The organism is Cupriavidus sp. DL-D2, from assembly GCF_039710735.1.
Classification (GTDB): Bacteria; Pseudomonadota; Gammaproteobacteria; order Burkholderiales; family Burkholderiaceae; genus Cupriavidus.
On the sequence record NZ_JBDKXK010000014.1, the window covers coordinates 61,153 to 76,714 of the forward strand.

13 protein-coding genes are annotated in these 15,562 nt (G+C 62.5%); 1 reads left to right on the top strand and 12 read right to left on the bottom strand.

Annotated elements, in window-relative coordinates; genetic code table 11:
* Positions 1-121: 121 nt before the first annotated feature.
* Positions 122-1,021 carry a helix-turn-helix transcriptional regulator gene (locus ABDB81_RS10610; RefSeq protein ID WP_137925827.1) on the top strand — a complete coding sequence of 300 codons (900 nt, stop codon included), beginning with the start codon at positions 122-124 and terminating at the stop codon, positions 1,019-1,021.
* A gap of 22 nt (positions 1,022-1,043) precedes the next feature.
* Here the strand turns inward: ABDB81_RS10610 and ABDB81_RS10615 are convergent, their stop codons facing one another.
* The 12 genes from ABDB81_RS10615 to dnaN form a co-directional block, all read right to left on the bottom strand.
* Positions 1,044-2,291 (bottom strand): M20 aminoacylase family protein, encoded by a 1,248-nt coding sequence (locus ABDB81_RS10615; RefSeq protein ID WP_346811023.1) that lies wholly within the window; start codon positions 2,289-2,291, stop codon positions 1,044-1,046.
* A 251-nt stretch (positions 2,292-2,542) separates the two neighbouring features.
* A complete protein-coding gene (locus tag ABDB81_RS10620; protein WP_160471114.1) occupies positions 2,543-3,391 on the bottom strand; it encodes a fumarylacetoacetate hydrolase family protein in 849 nt (282 codons plus the stop codon).
* Between the two features lie 48 nt (positions 3,392-3,439).
* Positions 3,440-4,027 carry a glutathione peroxidase gene (locus tag ABDB81_RS10625; RefSeq protein WP_160473186.1) on the bottom strand — a complete coding sequence of 196 codons (588 nt, stop codon included), beginning with the start codon at positions 4,025-4,027 and terminating at the stop codon, positions 3,440-3,442.
* 178 nt (positions 4,028-4,205) lie between these two features.
* Positions 4,206-4,988: an MBL fold metallo-hydrolase gene (locus ABDB81_RS10630; RefSeq protein WP_137925830.1), complete on the bottom strand. Its 783-nt coding sequence runs from the start codon at positions 4,986-4,988 to the stop codon at positions 4,206-4,208.
* Between the two features lie 108 nt (positions 4,989-5,096).
* Positions 5,097-6,587: an MDR family MFS transporter gene (locus ABDB81_RS10635; protein ID WP_346811143.1), complete on the bottom strand. Its 1,491-nt coding sequence runs from the start codon at positions 6,585-6,587 to the stop codon at positions 5,097-5,099.
* Positions 6,588-6,879: 292 nt separating this feature from the next.
* Complete coding sequence (locus ABDB81_RS10640) at positions 6,880-7,320, bottom strand: CBS domain-containing protein (RefSeq protein WP_137925831.1); 441 nt, start codon at positions 7,318-7,320, stop codon at positions 6,880-6,882.
* Positions 7,321-7,499: 179 nt separating this feature from the next.
* Entirely contained in the window at positions 7,500-8,216 is a 717-nt protein-coding gene (locus ABDB81_RS10645; RefSeq protein WP_346811026.1) for a DEAD/DEAH box helicase, read from the bottom strand.
* A 15-nt stretch (positions 8,217-8,231) separates the two neighbouring features.
* The gene (locus ABDB81_RS10650) at positions 8,232-9,272 is read right to left on the bottom strand and encodes a DUF72 domain-containing protein (RefSeq protein ID WP_346811028.1); all 1,041 of its coding nucleotides are present in this window, start codon (positions 9,270-9,272) and stop codon (positions 8,232-8,234) included.
* Between the two features lie 123 nt (positions 9,273-9,395).
* On the bottom strand, positions 9,396-9,740 hold the full coding sequence (locus ABDB81_RS10655) for a nucleotide pyrophosphohydrolase (RefSeq protein WP_346811030.1): 345 nt from the start codon (positions 9,738-9,740) through the stop codon (positions 9,396-9,398).
* Between the two features lie 73 nt (positions 9,741-9,813).
* On the bottom strand, positions 9,814-11,076 hold the full coding sequence (locus ABDB81_RS10660; protein WP_346811031.1) for a hypothetical protein: 1,263 nt from the start codon (positions 11,074-11,076) through the stop codon (positions 9,814-9,816).
* Between the two features lie 444 nt (positions 11,077-11,520).
* Positions 11,521-14,046, bottom strand: a complete 2,526-nt coding sequence (gyrB, locus tag ABDB81_RS10665; protein ID WP_346811033.1) for a DNA topoisomerase (ATP-hydrolyzing) subunit B — start codon at positions 14,044-14,046, stop codon at positions 11,521-11,523.
* Between the two features lie 185 nt (positions 14,047-14,231).
* A complete protein-coding gene (dnaN, locus tag ABDB81_RS10670) occupies positions 14,232-15,347 on the bottom strand; it encodes a DNA polymerase III subunit beta (RefSeq protein ID WP_137925865.1) in 1,116 nt (371 codons plus the stop codon).
* Positions 15,348-15,562 lie beyond the last annotated feature (215 nt).

A 15,562-nucleotide genomic window follows, 5' to 3' on the forward strand; every position in this document is an offset into this window, starting at 1 on the left:
GGGGGCGCATTGGCCAGTTGTCTCTTCTGGAAAGTGTGATGCTAATTGGCAAACAAGCGCCTGTCCTGCGAGAATGGGGCCGCAACTTTCGCAAAACGGACAGTCAGGGACAGCACGCAACATGCCACGTGATCGTCGCGCATCGCCGCGCGTCCAGCCCCCGGTGCCATGGATCGACCACGGCACACCGGGCAGCCTGCCGCTTCCTGCCGATGCCCCGCGCGATCCCCTTGCCGAAGATCGCGCCGACACCTATTCGGCCAAACCCGCCTACCTCAAGTACGACCGCAGCGAGATGCCGGTCACGGCCATGGCCGCCGACTATGTGCCAGGCCACATCACCCGTCCGCACCAGCATCCGCACGCGCAACTGATCCACGCGATGCACGGCGTGATGGTGGTGTCCACGGCAGAAGGTCAGTGGATCGTGCCGCCCACACGCGGCATGTGGATGCCCGGCGGCACGGTGCACTGGATCCGCATGGTGGGCCGCGTGCAGATGCGTACGGCCTATATCCGCCCCGATGCCGCGCCTGACCTGCCGGCGCGCTGCACGGTGCTTGGTATCTCCCCGCTATTGCGTGAGCTGATTCTCGCGGCCATCGACGTCCCCCCGGAATACGAATCCGATTCGCGCGACGGCCGGCTGATGCGGCTGCTGCTCGATGAGGTCAAGCTCGTGCCCACCCTGCCGCTGCATCTGCCCCGCCCCGGCGACGGCAGCCTGCGCGAAATCTGCGACGAGATTCTGGCCAACCCCGACACGGACCTGACACTGGCGGACTGGGGCACGCGGATCGGCGTGGACCCGAAAACCATCCAGCGGCGCTTTGCCCGCGAGACCGGCATGACGTTCGGCCAGTGGCGGCAGCAAGCCCGTCTGCTGGCCGCGCTGCAGCGGCTGGCCGCGGGAGACAAGGTGGTGGACGTGGCGCTCGACATGGGCTACGAAAGCCCCAGCGCCTTTGCGACGATGTTCCGGCGGCAATTCGGCGTGCCGCCCAGCGCGTTCTTCAAGTAGACAACTACCTGCCCGATCCCGATTACTCCGACAGGTAGCGCTCCACGAGCCGCGTCCAGTAGGCCGCGCCTACTGTCAGGTTCTCGTCGTTGAAGTCGTAGCCCGCGTTGTGCAGCAGCGGCTGGTTTGCGCCATTGCCCATCCGCACGAAGCAGCCGGGACGCTGCTGCAGGAAGTACGCAAAGTCTTCGCTACCCGCGATGCGATGGAAATTGCCGATGGCGCGCTCAGGGCCCACCAGTTCTTCGGCCACCTGCTGCGCGAATGCGGTCTCGGCTTCGCTGTTGACCAGCACCGGATAACCGCGCACGTAGTCGATATCGGCCGTGGCGCCGTACCCCTCGGCATGCGCGGTCACCAATTGGCGAATCCGCGACTCCATCGACGCGCGCACCTCGGCGCTGAACGATCGCACGCTGATTTCCATGCGCGCGCTATCGGGGATGACGTTCGGGGCATGGCCCGCATGCAGCGTGCCGATGGTCACCACGGCGGTTTCATTCGGATCGACATTACGCGCGACGATGGATTGCAGCGCCATCACCAGGCTGCCTGCCACCAGGATCGGATCGATCGATTGATGCGGACGCGCCGCGTGGCCGCCCTTCCCGCGAATCGTGACATTGACCGTGTCGCACGCCGCCATGAATGGCCCCGCGCGGAACATGAAGGTACCGGCTTCGACACCTGGATGGTTATGCAGCCCGAAGATGGCGTCACACGGAAAGCGCTCGAACAGGCCATCGGCCAGCATGCGCTCCGCGCCGCCACCCGCGCCAATTTCCTCGGCGGGCTGGAAGATCAGGTGGACCGTGCCGTTGAAGTGGCGAGTACGCGCCAACTGTCGCGCCGCGCCAAGCAGGATGGTCGTGTGGCCATCATGGCCGCACGCGTGCATCTTGCCTTCGTGCACGCTGGCGTACGGCAGCCCGGAGCGCTCGTGGATGGGCAGCGCATCCATATCGGCGCGAATGCCGACGCTGCGCCTGCCGCTGCCCGAGCGCAGCGTGGCGACCACACCGGTGCCCCCCACGCCGCGCGTCACGTCGTAGCCCCACCCTTCGAGCTTGCTGGCCACAAGCTCTGCAGTGCGGACTTCGTTGAACGCGAGTTCGGGATGCTGGTGAATGCTGCGACGGATGTCCTGCAACTCATCGCGCGAATCGAGCGTGTCGTGCAGGGAGCAGAACGAACGCGTGGGTGCGTCCTTGGCGATGCGGATCGAGACGGTCTTTAATATCGACTCGATTTCGGGGGCGTGTTCAGACATGGCTTGCTCTTTTTGGCTGACATGTAGAAACAGTATTTCACGCGACCCCGAAGGGTAAAACCCCGATTGCCGATTTCGTGCGAAAGCGCCCCAAATGGCCCCAAAACTGTTGCCCTTAACGGACGCTTTGTTTGCAAACGCGACGCTTTGAAAGACGATGTTTCAGCGGGGAACCCTCAGCACGCCGATTTTCCCCGTTATTTTTCATATGACGATATCTCGCGCAGTCCGCGCAATGGATCACTCGTCAATCAGCGCTGCGCGTAAGCCACCACTGCCTGCCGCTGCTCGCCGAGTCCTTCGATGCCGAGCGTCATCACATCGCCGGCCTTCAGATAACGCGGCGGCTTGAAGCCCATGCCCACCCCAGGCGGCGTGCCGGTGGCGATCAGGTCGCCGGGCTCCAGCGTCATGAAGCGGCTCACATAGCTGACTACCGTCGCCACGTCGAAGACCATGGTCGCGGTGCTGCCTTTCTGCATGCGCTCGCCGTTGACGTCCAGCCACATGCCCAGCTTCTGCGGATCGGGCACTTCATCGCGCGTGACCAGCCACGGGCCAGTCGGGCAGAACGTGTCGCAGCCCTTGCCCTTGTCCCACGTGCCGCCGCGCTCCAACTGGAACTCGCGTTCCGAGACATCGTTGACCACGCAGTAGCCGGCCACATGCTCCAGCGCCTGCGCCTTCGAGACATTGCGCGCCGTGGTGCCGATGACCACGCCAAGCTCCACTTCCCAATCCGTCTTCACCGATTCAAACGGCAGCATCACCGCATCGTCCGGCGCGTTCAGCGAGGTCGTGGCCTTCAGGAACACGATGGGCTCGGCGGGCAACGGCATGCCGGCCTCGGCGGCGTGGTCGGCATAGTTCAGGCCGATGGCGATGATCTTGCCGACGCCGGTCCAGGGCACGCCGTGGCGCTGGCCTTCCAGCACGGGCAGCGTGGTCGGATCGAGCGCCGCCAGCCTGGCCAGCGCGGCCGGCGCCAGCTGATCCGGGCCGATACCCTCCACCACGCCCGACAGGTCGCGCACGCGGCCGTCTCGGTCGATCAGGCCAGGGCGCTCGGCACCGGGATTTCCTACGCGGACCAGTTTCATCGTTCTGCTCTCTCGTTTATTGCGGGGGAAATAGGGAGATCAACCGAATCAGCGTGCGCCGAGCAGTTCCTCGATCTTGGCCACGAACTGCTTGTCGTCGGGCTTGACCATGCTGTTGAAGCTGCCCACCACGTTGCCCTTGCGATCGATCAGGTACTTGTAGAAATTCCACTTCGGCGCCGTGCCGGACTCCTTGGCCAGCAGCGCGTACATCGGATTGGCTTCGTTGCCGCGCACGTGGGACTTGCCCAGCATCGGGAACTTGACGCCGTAGGTGTTGTAGCAGAAGTCCGAGATTTCCTTCGAGGAGCCCGGCTCCTGCGAGAAATCGTTCGACGGGAAGCCGAGCACCACCAGGCCACGGTCGCGGTACTTGGCGTACAACTGCTCCAGGCCCTCGTACTGCGGTGTGAATCCACAATAGCTCGCCGTGTTCACCACCAATACGACCTTGCCGGCGTACTGGCAAAGGTTCTGCGGCGATTCGTCCTGCAGGCGCGGAAACCGGAAATCCAGCGTAGCCGGACAGTTGCCGCCCTGCGTAGCCGAGACGGTGATCTTTTCCACGCCCTTGCCAGCGGCACGAGCCGGGCTGGGCAGCAGGCTGGCGATGGCGGCCGCCCCCAACGCGCCCATCAGCGCCAGGCGCTGGAGCCGCTTGATGTTTACGGCTTGGGCCGAGGTTCGCGGACGGGACAGGTGGCGAGGCATCGTTTTCAGGCTCCATCGAAGGGGAATGGAGGCAAGTCTACGCGCTCGGCAAAAAGGCGTCATGGCGCGGAGCGGCAACGACGCCACATGGAGCGTCGTCGGCTCAGGTTGGCATCGGCGGCACCTGATAGTGGCCGGGTTGGAGCAGGTCCAGCCCGCACTGCAACTGGTCCACCCAGTCAATGAAGCGATTGACCATCTCGCGGCCTCGGAACGATGGGCCGTGCTGGGGCACGATCCATTCGATATCCATGGTCCGCGCCATCGCGGCCCACAGCCGGCACGCCCGGTTGCCACTCATGTAGCGGCGGTGGAACCCCAGCATCTTCGGGGCATGAGCGTCGAAATCGGTCACCACCATGGCGGCTTCCTCCCCGGAGGTCATGGAAGCCCCGAGGTCGCCCGAGAACAGGATCTTGCTGCGCGGATCGTAGAATTGGAAATTGCCTTCGGAATGCAGGAAGTGCGCGGGTACGCAGACCAGATGGCTGTCGCCGATCGGCAGCACCATGCCGGCGTCCGGAATCGCCTGGATACGGCCCGCCGTCTTGCCCTGCTGGCAGAAATGCGGAAGAAAGCGCGCCCAGATCTGCGAGATCAGCACGCGGCTGTCGGACGCCGTCAGCCAGCGCCCCACCGACGCCACGATGTCCGGGTCCGCATGCGATGCCAGCACGTAGTCGAGCCGCTTGGGCGGGAAGTACCGGGCGATGGTCAGGAAGAGCTCGTTATAGGTCATCTGCCCGCCCGGGTCGATCAACGCGGCATGACCGTTATTGACCACCAGGAACTGATTGCTCTGGACGGCCTCGCCCTCACCCTCGTCCACCAGATCCGTGAATGCCAGGCACACGTGGCCGTCCGCTTCGTACAACACATTGCTCATGATCCCACTCCCGCCGTTATCGGTTTGCCGTGATAGGCCAATGGGCGAAAGTAATGAGGCGTGAGCGTTTCCCTCTTGACGGCGATCAAACGAGGCGCGAAGCGGCAATTACTCCATCTGAATCTTTGCGGCGTGTTCGGTCACGCTGCTGCGCAGTTCCAGATCCGGCATGCGCCGTACAATCAGCAGCGCGATGATGGCCGCCACCGCGCCCGCCGCAAAAATCAGGTGGAAGCCGGACTCCACGCCGCCCGCGAGCACCTGCCGCACGGCGGGCGACAACTGCGCCATCGCCTCGCTACCATGGCGCAGCGCGCCCAAATCCAGCGCCTGCGTGACGCCCGCCGTGGCAAGGGCGCCACGGAACTCCATGGCCAGCAGCGTGCCGGCCAGCGCGCCGCCCACGGCGCTGCCCAAGGAGCGCAGCACCAGCAGGGCGCCTGTGCCAGCGCCCATGTCGCGGCGCTCCAGCGCGTTCTGCACGCTGATCAGCGTACCGACCATGGTCATGCCCAGGCCGATTCCTGCCACGGTCATCGCCACCAGCACCAGCGCCGTGGGAACGGCTGCCGTCACCGTCGCCAGCGAGACCAGCCCCACGGCCGCCGCCACGTAGCCCCCGGTCAGGATGCCGCGCATGCGCCCCAGCCGGGGCGCCAGCCACGCCACCACGAAGTTGCCGGCCACGGTGGACAGCAGGAACGGCACCACCAGCAGGCCCGACATCGACGCGTCGGCATCGCGCACCAGTTGGAAATGCAGCGGCAGGGCGAAGATGCACAAGAAGATATTGAGCGCGGCCAGTGCCGAGGCGCCCACGCCCATCACATAGGCCCGGTTGCGGAACAGCCGGGGCGGCAGCATGGCATCGGGCGCGCGGCGCTCCTGCCAGGCCAGCAATGCCACGGCAGCCAGCGTGAGCAGCAGCAGGCCAGCCATCTCCATTGAGATCCAGTCGAAGGCCTCGCCTGCCCAGCTCATTGCCAGCAGGAAGGCGACGATGGCCACGGCCAGCAGGAAGGCGCCGAGCCAGTCCACACGCGGCTTGCCGCCGCGCGGGCGCAGTTGCGACAACCCGCGATAGCAAAGGCCCATGGCCAGCAGCCCCAGCGGCACGTTGATCCAGAAGAGCCAGCGCCACGACATGTGGTCCGACACCCAGCCGCCCACCAGTGGCCCCGCGATCGACGACACCGCCCAGACCGTGGCCAGGTAGCCCTGGTAGCGGCCGCGCTGGCGCGGTGCCACCACATCGGCAATAGCGGCCTGCGCCAGTGACATCAGGCCACCGCCACCCACGCCCTGCAACGCCCGGAACAAGATCAGCTGCGTCAGCGACTGCGCCATGGCACAGGCCACGGACGCGGCGATGAACAGCGTGATGGCGACCATCAACAGGCGCCGCCGCCCAAAGCTGTCGGAGAGCTTGCCGTACAGCGGCGTGGTCACCGTGGAGACGATCAGGTAGGCGGTGACGATCCAGGACAGGTGGCCGAAGCCGTTCAGGTCAGTGGCGATGGCCGGCACGGCCGGGATCACCACGGTCTGGTCCAGCGCGGCCAGCAGGATGCAAAGCACGATGCCGCCGATCACGCGCATGATCGCGGCGTGGTCGTGGATGGCTGGTGGGGCGTCAGGGGCGGCTGGGGCGGCTTGGGAGGCTGGGGCGGTTTGCGTGGAGGCGGACGGCGACATGCAGATGGGCGGCGGCAGGGCAGCGGGAGCTAAGGCAAAGGACAAGCCGCACGTCAAACCCTGCGGCCTTATTCAGTAACCGCATAATTATATGCATGCTTAGCATTTGGCGCAGCCTCGCTGACCAGACATGCGCCAGCACCGTTCCACACGCGCCTGCCCCAGGCGCGTGCTTCGTCACAAGGTGGGAGGTGGCCTAGCGGGTGCCGCCGGTAATGTACTGTTCGAGTTGCTCGATCACAAAGCGCTGCTCGCTGATGATGTTGTTCACCAGGTCGCCAATGGACAACATGCCGAGCAGTTCCTCGCCCTCCATGACCGGCAGGTGACGCATCCGGTGCCGCGTCATCAACGCCATGCAGTCGTCGGTGGTCTGATCCCCCCGCACGTAGATCACTGCCGAGGTCATGATTTCGCGCACCAGCGTTTCACGCGATGTCCGTTGCATCAGGATCACCTTGCGCGCGTAATCCCGCTCGCTCAGGATGCCGACGATTTTTTGATGTTCCATCACCAGCAGTGCGCCGATTCCCTTGTCGGCCATGAGCTGTAGCGCGGAATAGACCGTGGCCGTGGGTGGGATGCTGTAGATGGCCCGAGATGCCTTGTGTTCCAGAACCTGCCGTGCGGTTTTCATTGTCACCGACTCCTTGTTGCCGTCTTGGAAACAGTCTTTGCCGTGGCCCAATGGTCTCGCTGCGCCGCGCAACGCTGCTGCGCCCCCGGGTGTCAGGCCACGTTTGTTCAGATTAGCAAAGGAACGGCGATGCTTACAGGGTGACTTTCACGAATCTTTGTAAGCATTCCCGACGCGGGCTAGGCCGGCTGACTGATCAAGTGCGGACGCCGCATCCAAAGCCGGCCCAGGCGAGCGAGGTCGGGCGGCAGGTCGGCATCGGCAGACCCATGCATCAACAGTGTCTGACGCAGCCGGGGGCAGCGGCTGGCAACGAAGGCGATATCGTCGACATAGCCCAGCTCCAGCAGCGTGTCCGCCTTGTCGAACACCACGGTATTGATGGCGCGCAGGTCGAGCGTCGCGGCGTCGACGTGGTCGAGCAGGCGTCCTGGCGTTCCCACAACGATATGCGCGCCGTGGATCAGGCTGTCGATCTGCATCCGCATCGGCGCGCCATGGCAGAGCATCGCCACCTTGATATGCCCCACGGACTGGGCAAGACCGCGCATGCATCGCGCCACGCGATCTGCGGCATCTGGCGTAGGACAGAGCCATAGTGCCTGGACATCGAAACGCCGGGCATCGAGCCGGTGGAGCACGGCAAGGGCCAGTGCGAGTTCGCTATCGTCGTCGCGGTCATTCGCCTGGCGATCCCGCCTGACCTGCACGATCACGTCGCGCCCGGACAGCGCCGCAGGTAGCATCGAAGCCTGCAGCGGCGTCATGGCGTCGTGGCCCAGACGGGCAAGCGCGTCGAGCCAGTCCGGCGCCAGGGGCAGCGTGGCGTAGGGCGCGCCCGCCTGTGCCGGGGAAATACTGCGGCGCGAGGCCTGGTGAATCGACGCTACCGGCATCGCGGTGCACCTCGCCTACGTGGCAGCGCGGCCAGTGGCCTTCGCAGCAGGTTTCTTTTTCGCAGGCACCTTGGCTGGCGTCCTGGCCGCAGTCTTGGTGGAAGGCTTGGTGGAAGGCTTGGCCGACTTCGCAGGCGCCTTCGCCGCAGCACTCACTGGCGCGGCCTTCGACACGGCGGCCTTCACCGGCATCTTCACCGCCACCTTCACCGGCACAGTCTCCGTCGGCGTCCAGCCGAGCCGCTCCAGCAACCCGCCTGCCGCCGCGGGTGCGTGGACCTTGGCGCCGTTGATGAAGAACAGGTACACGGGCTGCGCCTTGCGCGCCTTGGCCGCCGATGTCTCTACGCGCGGCAGGTCATCCGGTGCCTTGCCGCTCGCCCACGCCGCGGCGCGCGCCGCCCATCGATCGAGATCCTTGGCTGCGTAGCCGGTGGCGATGTCTTCCTGCGCGTTCATCAGCCGCGCATAGACAAAGTCGGCGGTCTGGTCGGCAAAGGACGGGTATTTTGGCGAATCGGTAAAGACCGTGGCGGCCTTGTACTTGCGCGCGAGCTTCAGGTAGTCATCGCACATGAAGCTGTCGTGGCGCACCTCCAGCACGTGGCGCAGCGTCACGCCCTCGACCGAATCCGGCAACAGTGTCAGGAAAGCCTCGAAATCGTCAGCAACAAACTGCTTGGTCGGCGCGAACTGCCACACCACCGGACCCAGTTTGTCTCCGAGTTCAGCAATGCCGCTGTCAATGAAACGATGGATCGAGTCAGCCCCTTCGGCCAGGATACGGCGATTGGTAGCAAAGCGCGACGCCTTGACCGAGAACACGAAGCCGTCCGGCGTGGCATCGCGCCAGTTGGCGAACGACGACCGCTTCTGCGTGCCGTGATACGTGCTGTTGATCTCGATGGCGGTCAGGTGACGGCTCGCATATTCGAGCTCGCGCGCCTGCGCCAGTCCCGCCGGATAGAAGCTGTCGCGCCACGGCGCAAAATTCCAGCCACCGATACCAATGTGAATCTGTGTCGCCGCCTTTGCTCCGCCCTTGCTAACCGCCATGGCCGATTCTCCACGAGAGGCAATCCGGGGAAGTCTAGCTGCAATTGCGTGATGCGGCTGCCCGCATTCGGACATGTGACTGGCAGGTGATTTGCGCAAGACGCAAGTCCAAGCCAGCGGCGCCTACGGCTGCTCGGCACCCGGCGCCGGGTATTTCCGCGCGTTCATCTCCATCTTTGCCCGCACCGCCGCATCAAGGTCCACGCCGAGCGCCGTCACCAGTTGCGTCAGGTAGATCGTGATGTCGGCCAATTCCTGCTCCACATGCCCGCGCTCGTCGGTGGCCATGATGCCGCGCGACTCCTCCTCGGTCTGCCACTGGAAGATCTCCACCAGCTCGGCCACTTCCACACTCAACGCCATGGCCAAGTTCTTGGGGCTGTGATACTTGCCCCAGTTGCGTGCCTCGCCAAAGGCGAGAGCGGCTTGCTGGAGGTTTTTTATATCGATGAGGGGCGTAGCAGACATGTCTGGATCAGGATCGCGCAAGAATCGGCACGATATCATCCTGGCGACCTGCAACGGTCGTGTGGCACGCTCGTTACGTGCTCGCCACAGCAAGGAGTTCTGCTTCCAAAGAAGCAACTACGCTGGCGAAATTGGCTCTTACGTTGTCACGAACCGCTTCTCTAGCCGCTATCGCGTCGCCGGAAAAGTATTTCTTTACGGCTGACGTGCCGTCCTCGTCGTCTGTGGCAATTAGCCTGAATGGGTCACCGTCGAAAAACGGCATCGGTTGGGAACTACCAATCTTGAAGGCACACGCTTTAAGCGGATAGAGATCCATGATCTCAACAAACTTGCGGTCAAACGTCAACAATGCAGGGAAGAAGTACCTTGCTTGTTTGCTCGGCTCGAATGTGATCGACTGCTCCAGTTGCCGAACATGCCACATGTCCCAAGCCATGTTTCGCAGCAATTTCAAGATATCGCTTTTTGAATTTTTTTGAATCTTTCCGAAGAACTTGAGATCGTTCCCGCGGATGAAATATGCCCGAGCAACAGCTGCCTCCCGGATGCTCATAGTGGCTAGTGTCGAATGACAGAATTCTAGGAAAGCCGCCATTTTCTTGCCAATCCCTGCGCTCGGTGACTTCAGTTGAATTGACGCGATCTTGACCAGGCAGGCATAAAGGTACTGGTGCCTAGAGATCAGACCTTCCATCAGCGTACTGTCCTCAATGTCCAAGTACATCCTGGACACTTGCTGTTGCGCAGTGGCGGCCAACTCCTGATCGGACAAGATTGAGCGTACTTCTCCACTCGACTTTAACCAGTCAACATCAATGGTACGCAAAATCTCATAAGCTTTGAGGTTATCAAAGATCTTATCAGCCGACTCGCCACCTGCGATCCGTGGCAAATTTTCCGTGAGGTAGGGGATTGGATCAACATGGACATCAGGCCGCGCAATGAACTCAAAGACTTCCTGGAAGTCTGCGGGGATGCCACCGCCCCGCTTACCTGCCATATGTGGCACAAGGTAGCTCATGGCATTTGTATCGAGCGAAATGGAGTAGTCAATCGGATAGGTCGCTTGTCCAGATTCCATCTCCAAGGCGGTTTCCGCATCTAGCACGATAACCCGCTCGGTTTTGAACAAGCTACGAATGGCCGCGCCAGCTGAAAATGTTCGGTTTAGTGTAAAGCCAGGTGATCCTCCCCTATCGGAAGCGAAAACAAATTTGTAGTCCTTTAGAAGCGGAGCCGCCAATCGATATAACGTAAATGCCTCGGCAGTGTTGGCGGAGTTGCAGATACGCGCAACCATTTCCTCGACATGAAATCCTTGAAAATCATTCACGATTCGTCCTGAACCTGTCAAATGGAAGGGCGGGACATCAAGCCTTGTGGCCGAATGATGTAGCGCCAGATTTGAAGCTGACAGCGCTCTTGCAAGAGCACCTGCAACAGACGATGGAAGATCAGATCTTCTATAGAAATACTGGTGACTCGTTCGATAAATGATCTGCCGCAGACGGGCATTTGGCTTTTCAGACAGGAGAATCTGAAGGGCTGGCAGCGTCTCGAAACCACGTCGCTCGTACGACGAACCAGTGTGAGCAAGAAAGCCGCCCACGGAATTGAAAAAGGGGCTGCGTCATGCGCAGCCCCTTTTTCCGCGAGCCTCGTGCCGCGAGCCTTCGAGGCACGCAATGCACTCTAATCCAACAAACTCTGAAAACTCAGTTCAGCGAACAGCCCCTTCCTTGTACGGCTGATTCCGATTTCCTACAGTTCACATCCCTCAAACATCAATATTCCGAGCCACCAACGCATTCGACTCAATAAAGTTCCGGCGCGGCTCCACCTCGTCGCCCATCAGCGTCGTGAAGATCTGGTCCGCTGCAATCGCGTCTTCGATCTGTACGCGCAGCAGGCGGCGTTGGGTCACGTCGAGCGTTGTTTCGAACAGCTGGTCGGGGTTCATTTCGCCCAGGCCCTTGTAGCGCTGGCGCGTGACGCCGCGTTCGGCTTCGCTCAGCAGCCATTGCATGGCCTGGTGGAAATCCGCCACGGTCTGTTCGCGCATGCGATCGCCTTCGCCGCGCTTGACCTTGGTGCCGTCCGGGATCAGGCCCTGGAACGTCTTGGCGGCGCCGGACAGTGCGGCGTAGTCGGCGCCGTGGACGAAGTCTGCGTCCAGGTGCGACAGTCGCACGTTGCCGTGGTGGCGGCGCGCGATCATCAGGCGGTGCTTGTCGGTCTTCTCGTCGAACTGCGCGTAGACGTCTGCGGTGCCATCGTCGTTGACGGCGGCGCCGAGCAGAGTCTTGGCGTGCATCTCGGCCAGCTTGGCCTTCAGCGCAACAGCCGATGCCTCGGCAGCAGCGGCGTTGTCGAGGTCGAGCGTCACGCCGTCGGCGATGGCGCGCAGCGCATCGGTATCGACGATGCGCGACAGACGGCCGATCACGCCTTCGGTCAGCTGGTACTGGCGGGCCAGTTCGCCCAGCGCATCACCGGCGATCTCGCTGCCGTCCGGACGGATCAGCGCGGCCTTTTCCATCGCCAGCTTCAGCAGGTACGCATTCAGTTCGTTGTCGTCCTTGATGTAACGCTCGTCCTTGCCGTGCTTGATCTTGTACAGCGGCGGCTGCGCGATATAGACGTAGCCGCGTTCGATGATGTCAGGCATCTGGCGGTAGAAGAACGTCAGCAGCAGCGTGCGGATGTGCGAACCGTCCACGTCAGCATCGGTCATGATGATGATGCGGTGGTAGCGCAGCTTCTCGAGGTTGTAGTCTTCCTTGCCGATGCCCGTGCCCAGCGCCGTGATCAGCGTCAGCACTTCCTGGCTGGACAGCATCTTGTCGAAGCGCGCGCGCTCCACGTTCAGGATCTTGCCCTTGAGCGGCAGGATTGCCTGGAACTTGCGGTCGCGGCCCTGCTTGGCCGAGCCGCCTGCGGAGTCACCCTCCACCAGGAACAGTTCGGATTGCGCGGGGTCCTTCTCCTGGCAATCGGCCAGCTTGCCCGGCAGGCCCATGCCGTCCATCACGCCCTTGCGGCGCGTCATTTCACGCGCCTTGCGTGCGGCTTCGCGCGCACGGGCCGCGTCGACGATCTTGCTGCAGATGATCTTGGCGTCGCTCGGCGTTTCCAGCAGGAAGTCGGTCAGCGCCTTGCTGACGAGTTCTTCCACCGGCAGGCGTACTTCGGACGAAACCAGCTTGTCCTTGGTCTGCGAGCTGAACTTCGGCTCGGGCACCTTCACGGACAGCACGCAGGCCAGGCCCTCGCGCATGTCGTCGCCGCTGGTTTCCACCTTGGCCTTCTTGGCGATCTCGTTTTCTTCGATGTACTTGTTGATCACGCGCGTCATCGCTGCGCGCAGGCCCGTCAGGTGGGTGCCGCCGTCACGCTGCGGAATGTTGTTCGTGAAGCAGAGCACCTGCTCGTTGTAGCCATCGTTCCACTGCATCGCCACTTCCACCGAGATGCCATCCTTCTCCGCGTTGCCGTAGAAGATGTTCGGGTGCAGCGTGGTCTTGGCGCGATTGATGTACTCGACAAAGCCCTTCACGCCGCCGGCAAACGCGAAATCCTCTTCCTTGCCCGTGCGCTGGTCCACCAGCTTGATGTGCACGCCATTGTTCAGGAACGAGAGTTCGCGGATACGCTTCGAGAGCACTTCATAGTGGAACTCGACGTTCGTGAAGATCTCTTCATCGGCCAGGAAGTGCACTTCGGTGCCGCGCTTGTCGGTGGCGCCGATGATCTTCATCGGCGAGACTTCCACGGGCTGGCCATCCGGACCGTTCACGGTCTCGACAATACGGTTCTGCACCTCGCCCTTGGCGAATTCGATCAGGTTGACCTGGCCGTCGCGCCGCACCGTCAGGCGCAGCCACTTGGACAGTGCGTTCACGCACGACACGCCCACGCCGTGCAGGCCGCCGGACACCTTGTAGCTGTTCTGGTTGAACTTGCCGCCCGCGTGCAGCTCGGTCATGGCGATTTCCGCCGCGCTGCGCTTCGGTTCGTGCTTGTCGTCGAACTTCACGGCCGGCGGGATGCCGCGGCCGTTGTCGACGATCGAGATCGAATTGTCGCTGTGGATCGTGACGAGGATCTCGGTGCAATAACCCGCCAGGGCCTCGTCGATCGAGTTGTCGAGCACCTCGAATACCAGGTGGTGCAGGCCGGTGCCGTCGGACGTATCGCCGATATACATGCCGGGACGCTTGCGCACCGCTTCCAGGCCTTCCAGGATCTGGATCGAAGAGGCGCCGTAAGTGTTTTCCTGCTGCGGATTCTGCTGGTCGGTCATGTTTTCCTACTCACGATACTAACGACAAAAGCGGATAAAGCCGGACCTGCGCCATGCGGCAGCGGGTGCGGCGAGTCCGCGTTTTGCGGGTTACTTGAAAACGGCAAAAGGGGCGGATCCCGAGGATCCGGCCCCTGATGCGGTGTGTGCCCGATTGTGTATGGATGGCGACTGGGTCTTGGCCATCAAATGCGCATCGGCATCACGACGTACTTGAAGTTGTCGTCTTCCGGCACGGTAATCAGCGCGCTCGAATTGGAGTCGCCGAGGCTGACCTGCACCTGCTCGCTCTTCAGGTTCGCGAGCACATCGAGCAGGTAGGTCACGTTGAAGCCGATATCGAGCGCATCGCCCGAATAATCGAGTTCCAGTTCTTCCTGCGCTTCTTCCTGGTCCGCGTTGGTCGAACTGATCTTGAGCACATGCGTATCGAGGATACAGCGCACGCCCTTGAACTTGTCCGTGGTCAGGATCGCCGTGCGCTGCAGCGCCTGCTGCAACTGCACGCGGTCGATCGCGAATGCATTCTTGTAGCCCTTCGGGATCACGCGCTGGAAGTCCGGGAACTTGCCTTCCACGAGCTTGCTGATCAGTTCCACGTTGGCAAACGTGAACTTCACCTGATTCGCGGCCAGTTGTACCTGCACGGGATCGTCGTTGTCTTCGAGCAGGCGCTGCAGTTCGAGAATCGTCTTGCGCGGAATGATGACTTCCTGGCGCGAGCCCACGCCCGCCGCCTCGTTCTCCAGCTCAACGCCGCAGTACGCCAGACGGTGACCGTCAGTGGCCACGGCCATCACCTTCTTGCCATCGACCACGAGCAGCATGCCGTTCAGGTAATAGCGGATGTCCTGCTGCGCCATCGCAAAGTGGACCATCGCCAGCAGATGCTTGAACGTCTTCTGCGGCAGGCTCACGCTCGCGTTGAACTCGGCGGCTTCGGCAACGGTCGGGAATTCCTCGGCGGCCAGCGTCTGCAGTGCGAAGCGGCTCTTGCCCGATTGCACGGACATGCGCTTGTCGTTCAGCGACAGCGCCACGTCGCCATCGGGCATCGCGCGCAGGATGTCGAGCAGCTTGCGCGCGGCAACGGTAGTGGCCACGTCGTCGCTCCCCACGCCGCACTCGGCATGCGTGGTGATCTGGATCTCGATATCGGTGGAGAGGAAGGAAACGTTCGAGCCGGACTTGCGGATCAGCAGGTTGGCCAGGATCGGGAGGGTGTGGCGGCGCTCCACGATGCCGCTCACGATTTGCAGCGGACGCAGCAGGTTGTCTCGCGAGGTTTTGACCAATTGCATTGAAATTATCCTTCGTCGTTTGTCGTCGGCGACCGCGGAATCAGGCGCAGCTCCAGGATCCAAATTCATAAAGGAATCAAGGAGTTAATGCCGCATTGTACCAAGGATAAGCCGCTGCGGTGAAGCGGGCCGAGTCCGGCGGGGCGCCTGGCTGTGCACAAAATGCCACGGTCAGGCGGCTCAATCCGCCAACGCGTCCCGACTCACCGCAAAGC

Coding starts and splice junctions, on each gene's coding strand:
- ABDB81_RS10645 (WP_346811026.1), bottom strand. CDS start 8,216: ATGCCGGTAGCGTCGATTCACCAGGCCTCGCGCCGCAGTATTTCCCCG.
- gyrB (WP_346811033.1), bottom strand. CDS start 14,046: ATGACCGACCAGCAGAATCCGCAGCAGGAAAACACTTACGGCGCCTCT.
- ABDB81_RS10625 (WP_160473186.1), bottom strand. CDS start 4,027: ATGGGCGCGTTGGGGGCGGCCGCCATCGCCAGCCTGCTGCCCAGCCCG.
- ABDB81_RS10635 (WP_346811143.1), bottom strand. CDS start 6,587: ATGCGCGTGATCGGCGGCATCGTGCTTTGCATCCTGCTGGCCGCGCTG.
- ABDB81_RS10620 (WP_160471114.1), bottom strand. CDS start 3,391: ATGAAACTGGTCCGCGTAGGAAATCCCGGTGCCGAGCGCCCTGGCCTG.
- ABDB81_RS10655 (WP_346811030.1), bottom strand. CDS start 9,740: ATGTCTGCTACGCCCCTCATCGATATAAAAAACCTCCAGCAAGCCGCT.
- ABDB81_RS10640 (WP_137925831.1), bottom strand. CDS start 7,320: ATGAAAACCGCACGGCAGGTTCTGGAACACAAGGCATCTCGGGCCATC.
- ABDB81_RS10650 (WP_346811028.1), bottom strand. CDS start 9,272: ATGGCGGTTAGCAAGGGCGGAGCAAAGGCGGCGACACAGATTCACATT.
- ABDB81_RS10610 (WP_137925827.1), top strand. CDS start 122: ATGCCACGTGATCGTCGCGCATCGCCGCGCGTCCAGCCCCCGGTGCCA.
- ABDB81_RS10615 (WP_346811023.1), bottom strand. CDS start 2,291: ATGTCTGAACACGCCCCCGAAATCGAGTCGATATTAAAGACCGTCTCG.
- dnaN (WP_137925865.1), bottom strand. CDS start 15,347: ATGCAATTGGTCAAAACCTCGCGAGACAACCTGCTGCGTCCGCTGCAA.
- ABDB81_RS10630 (WP_137925830.1), bottom strand. CDS start 4,988: ATGAGCAATGTGTTGTACGAAGCGGACGGCCACGTGTGCCTGGCATTC.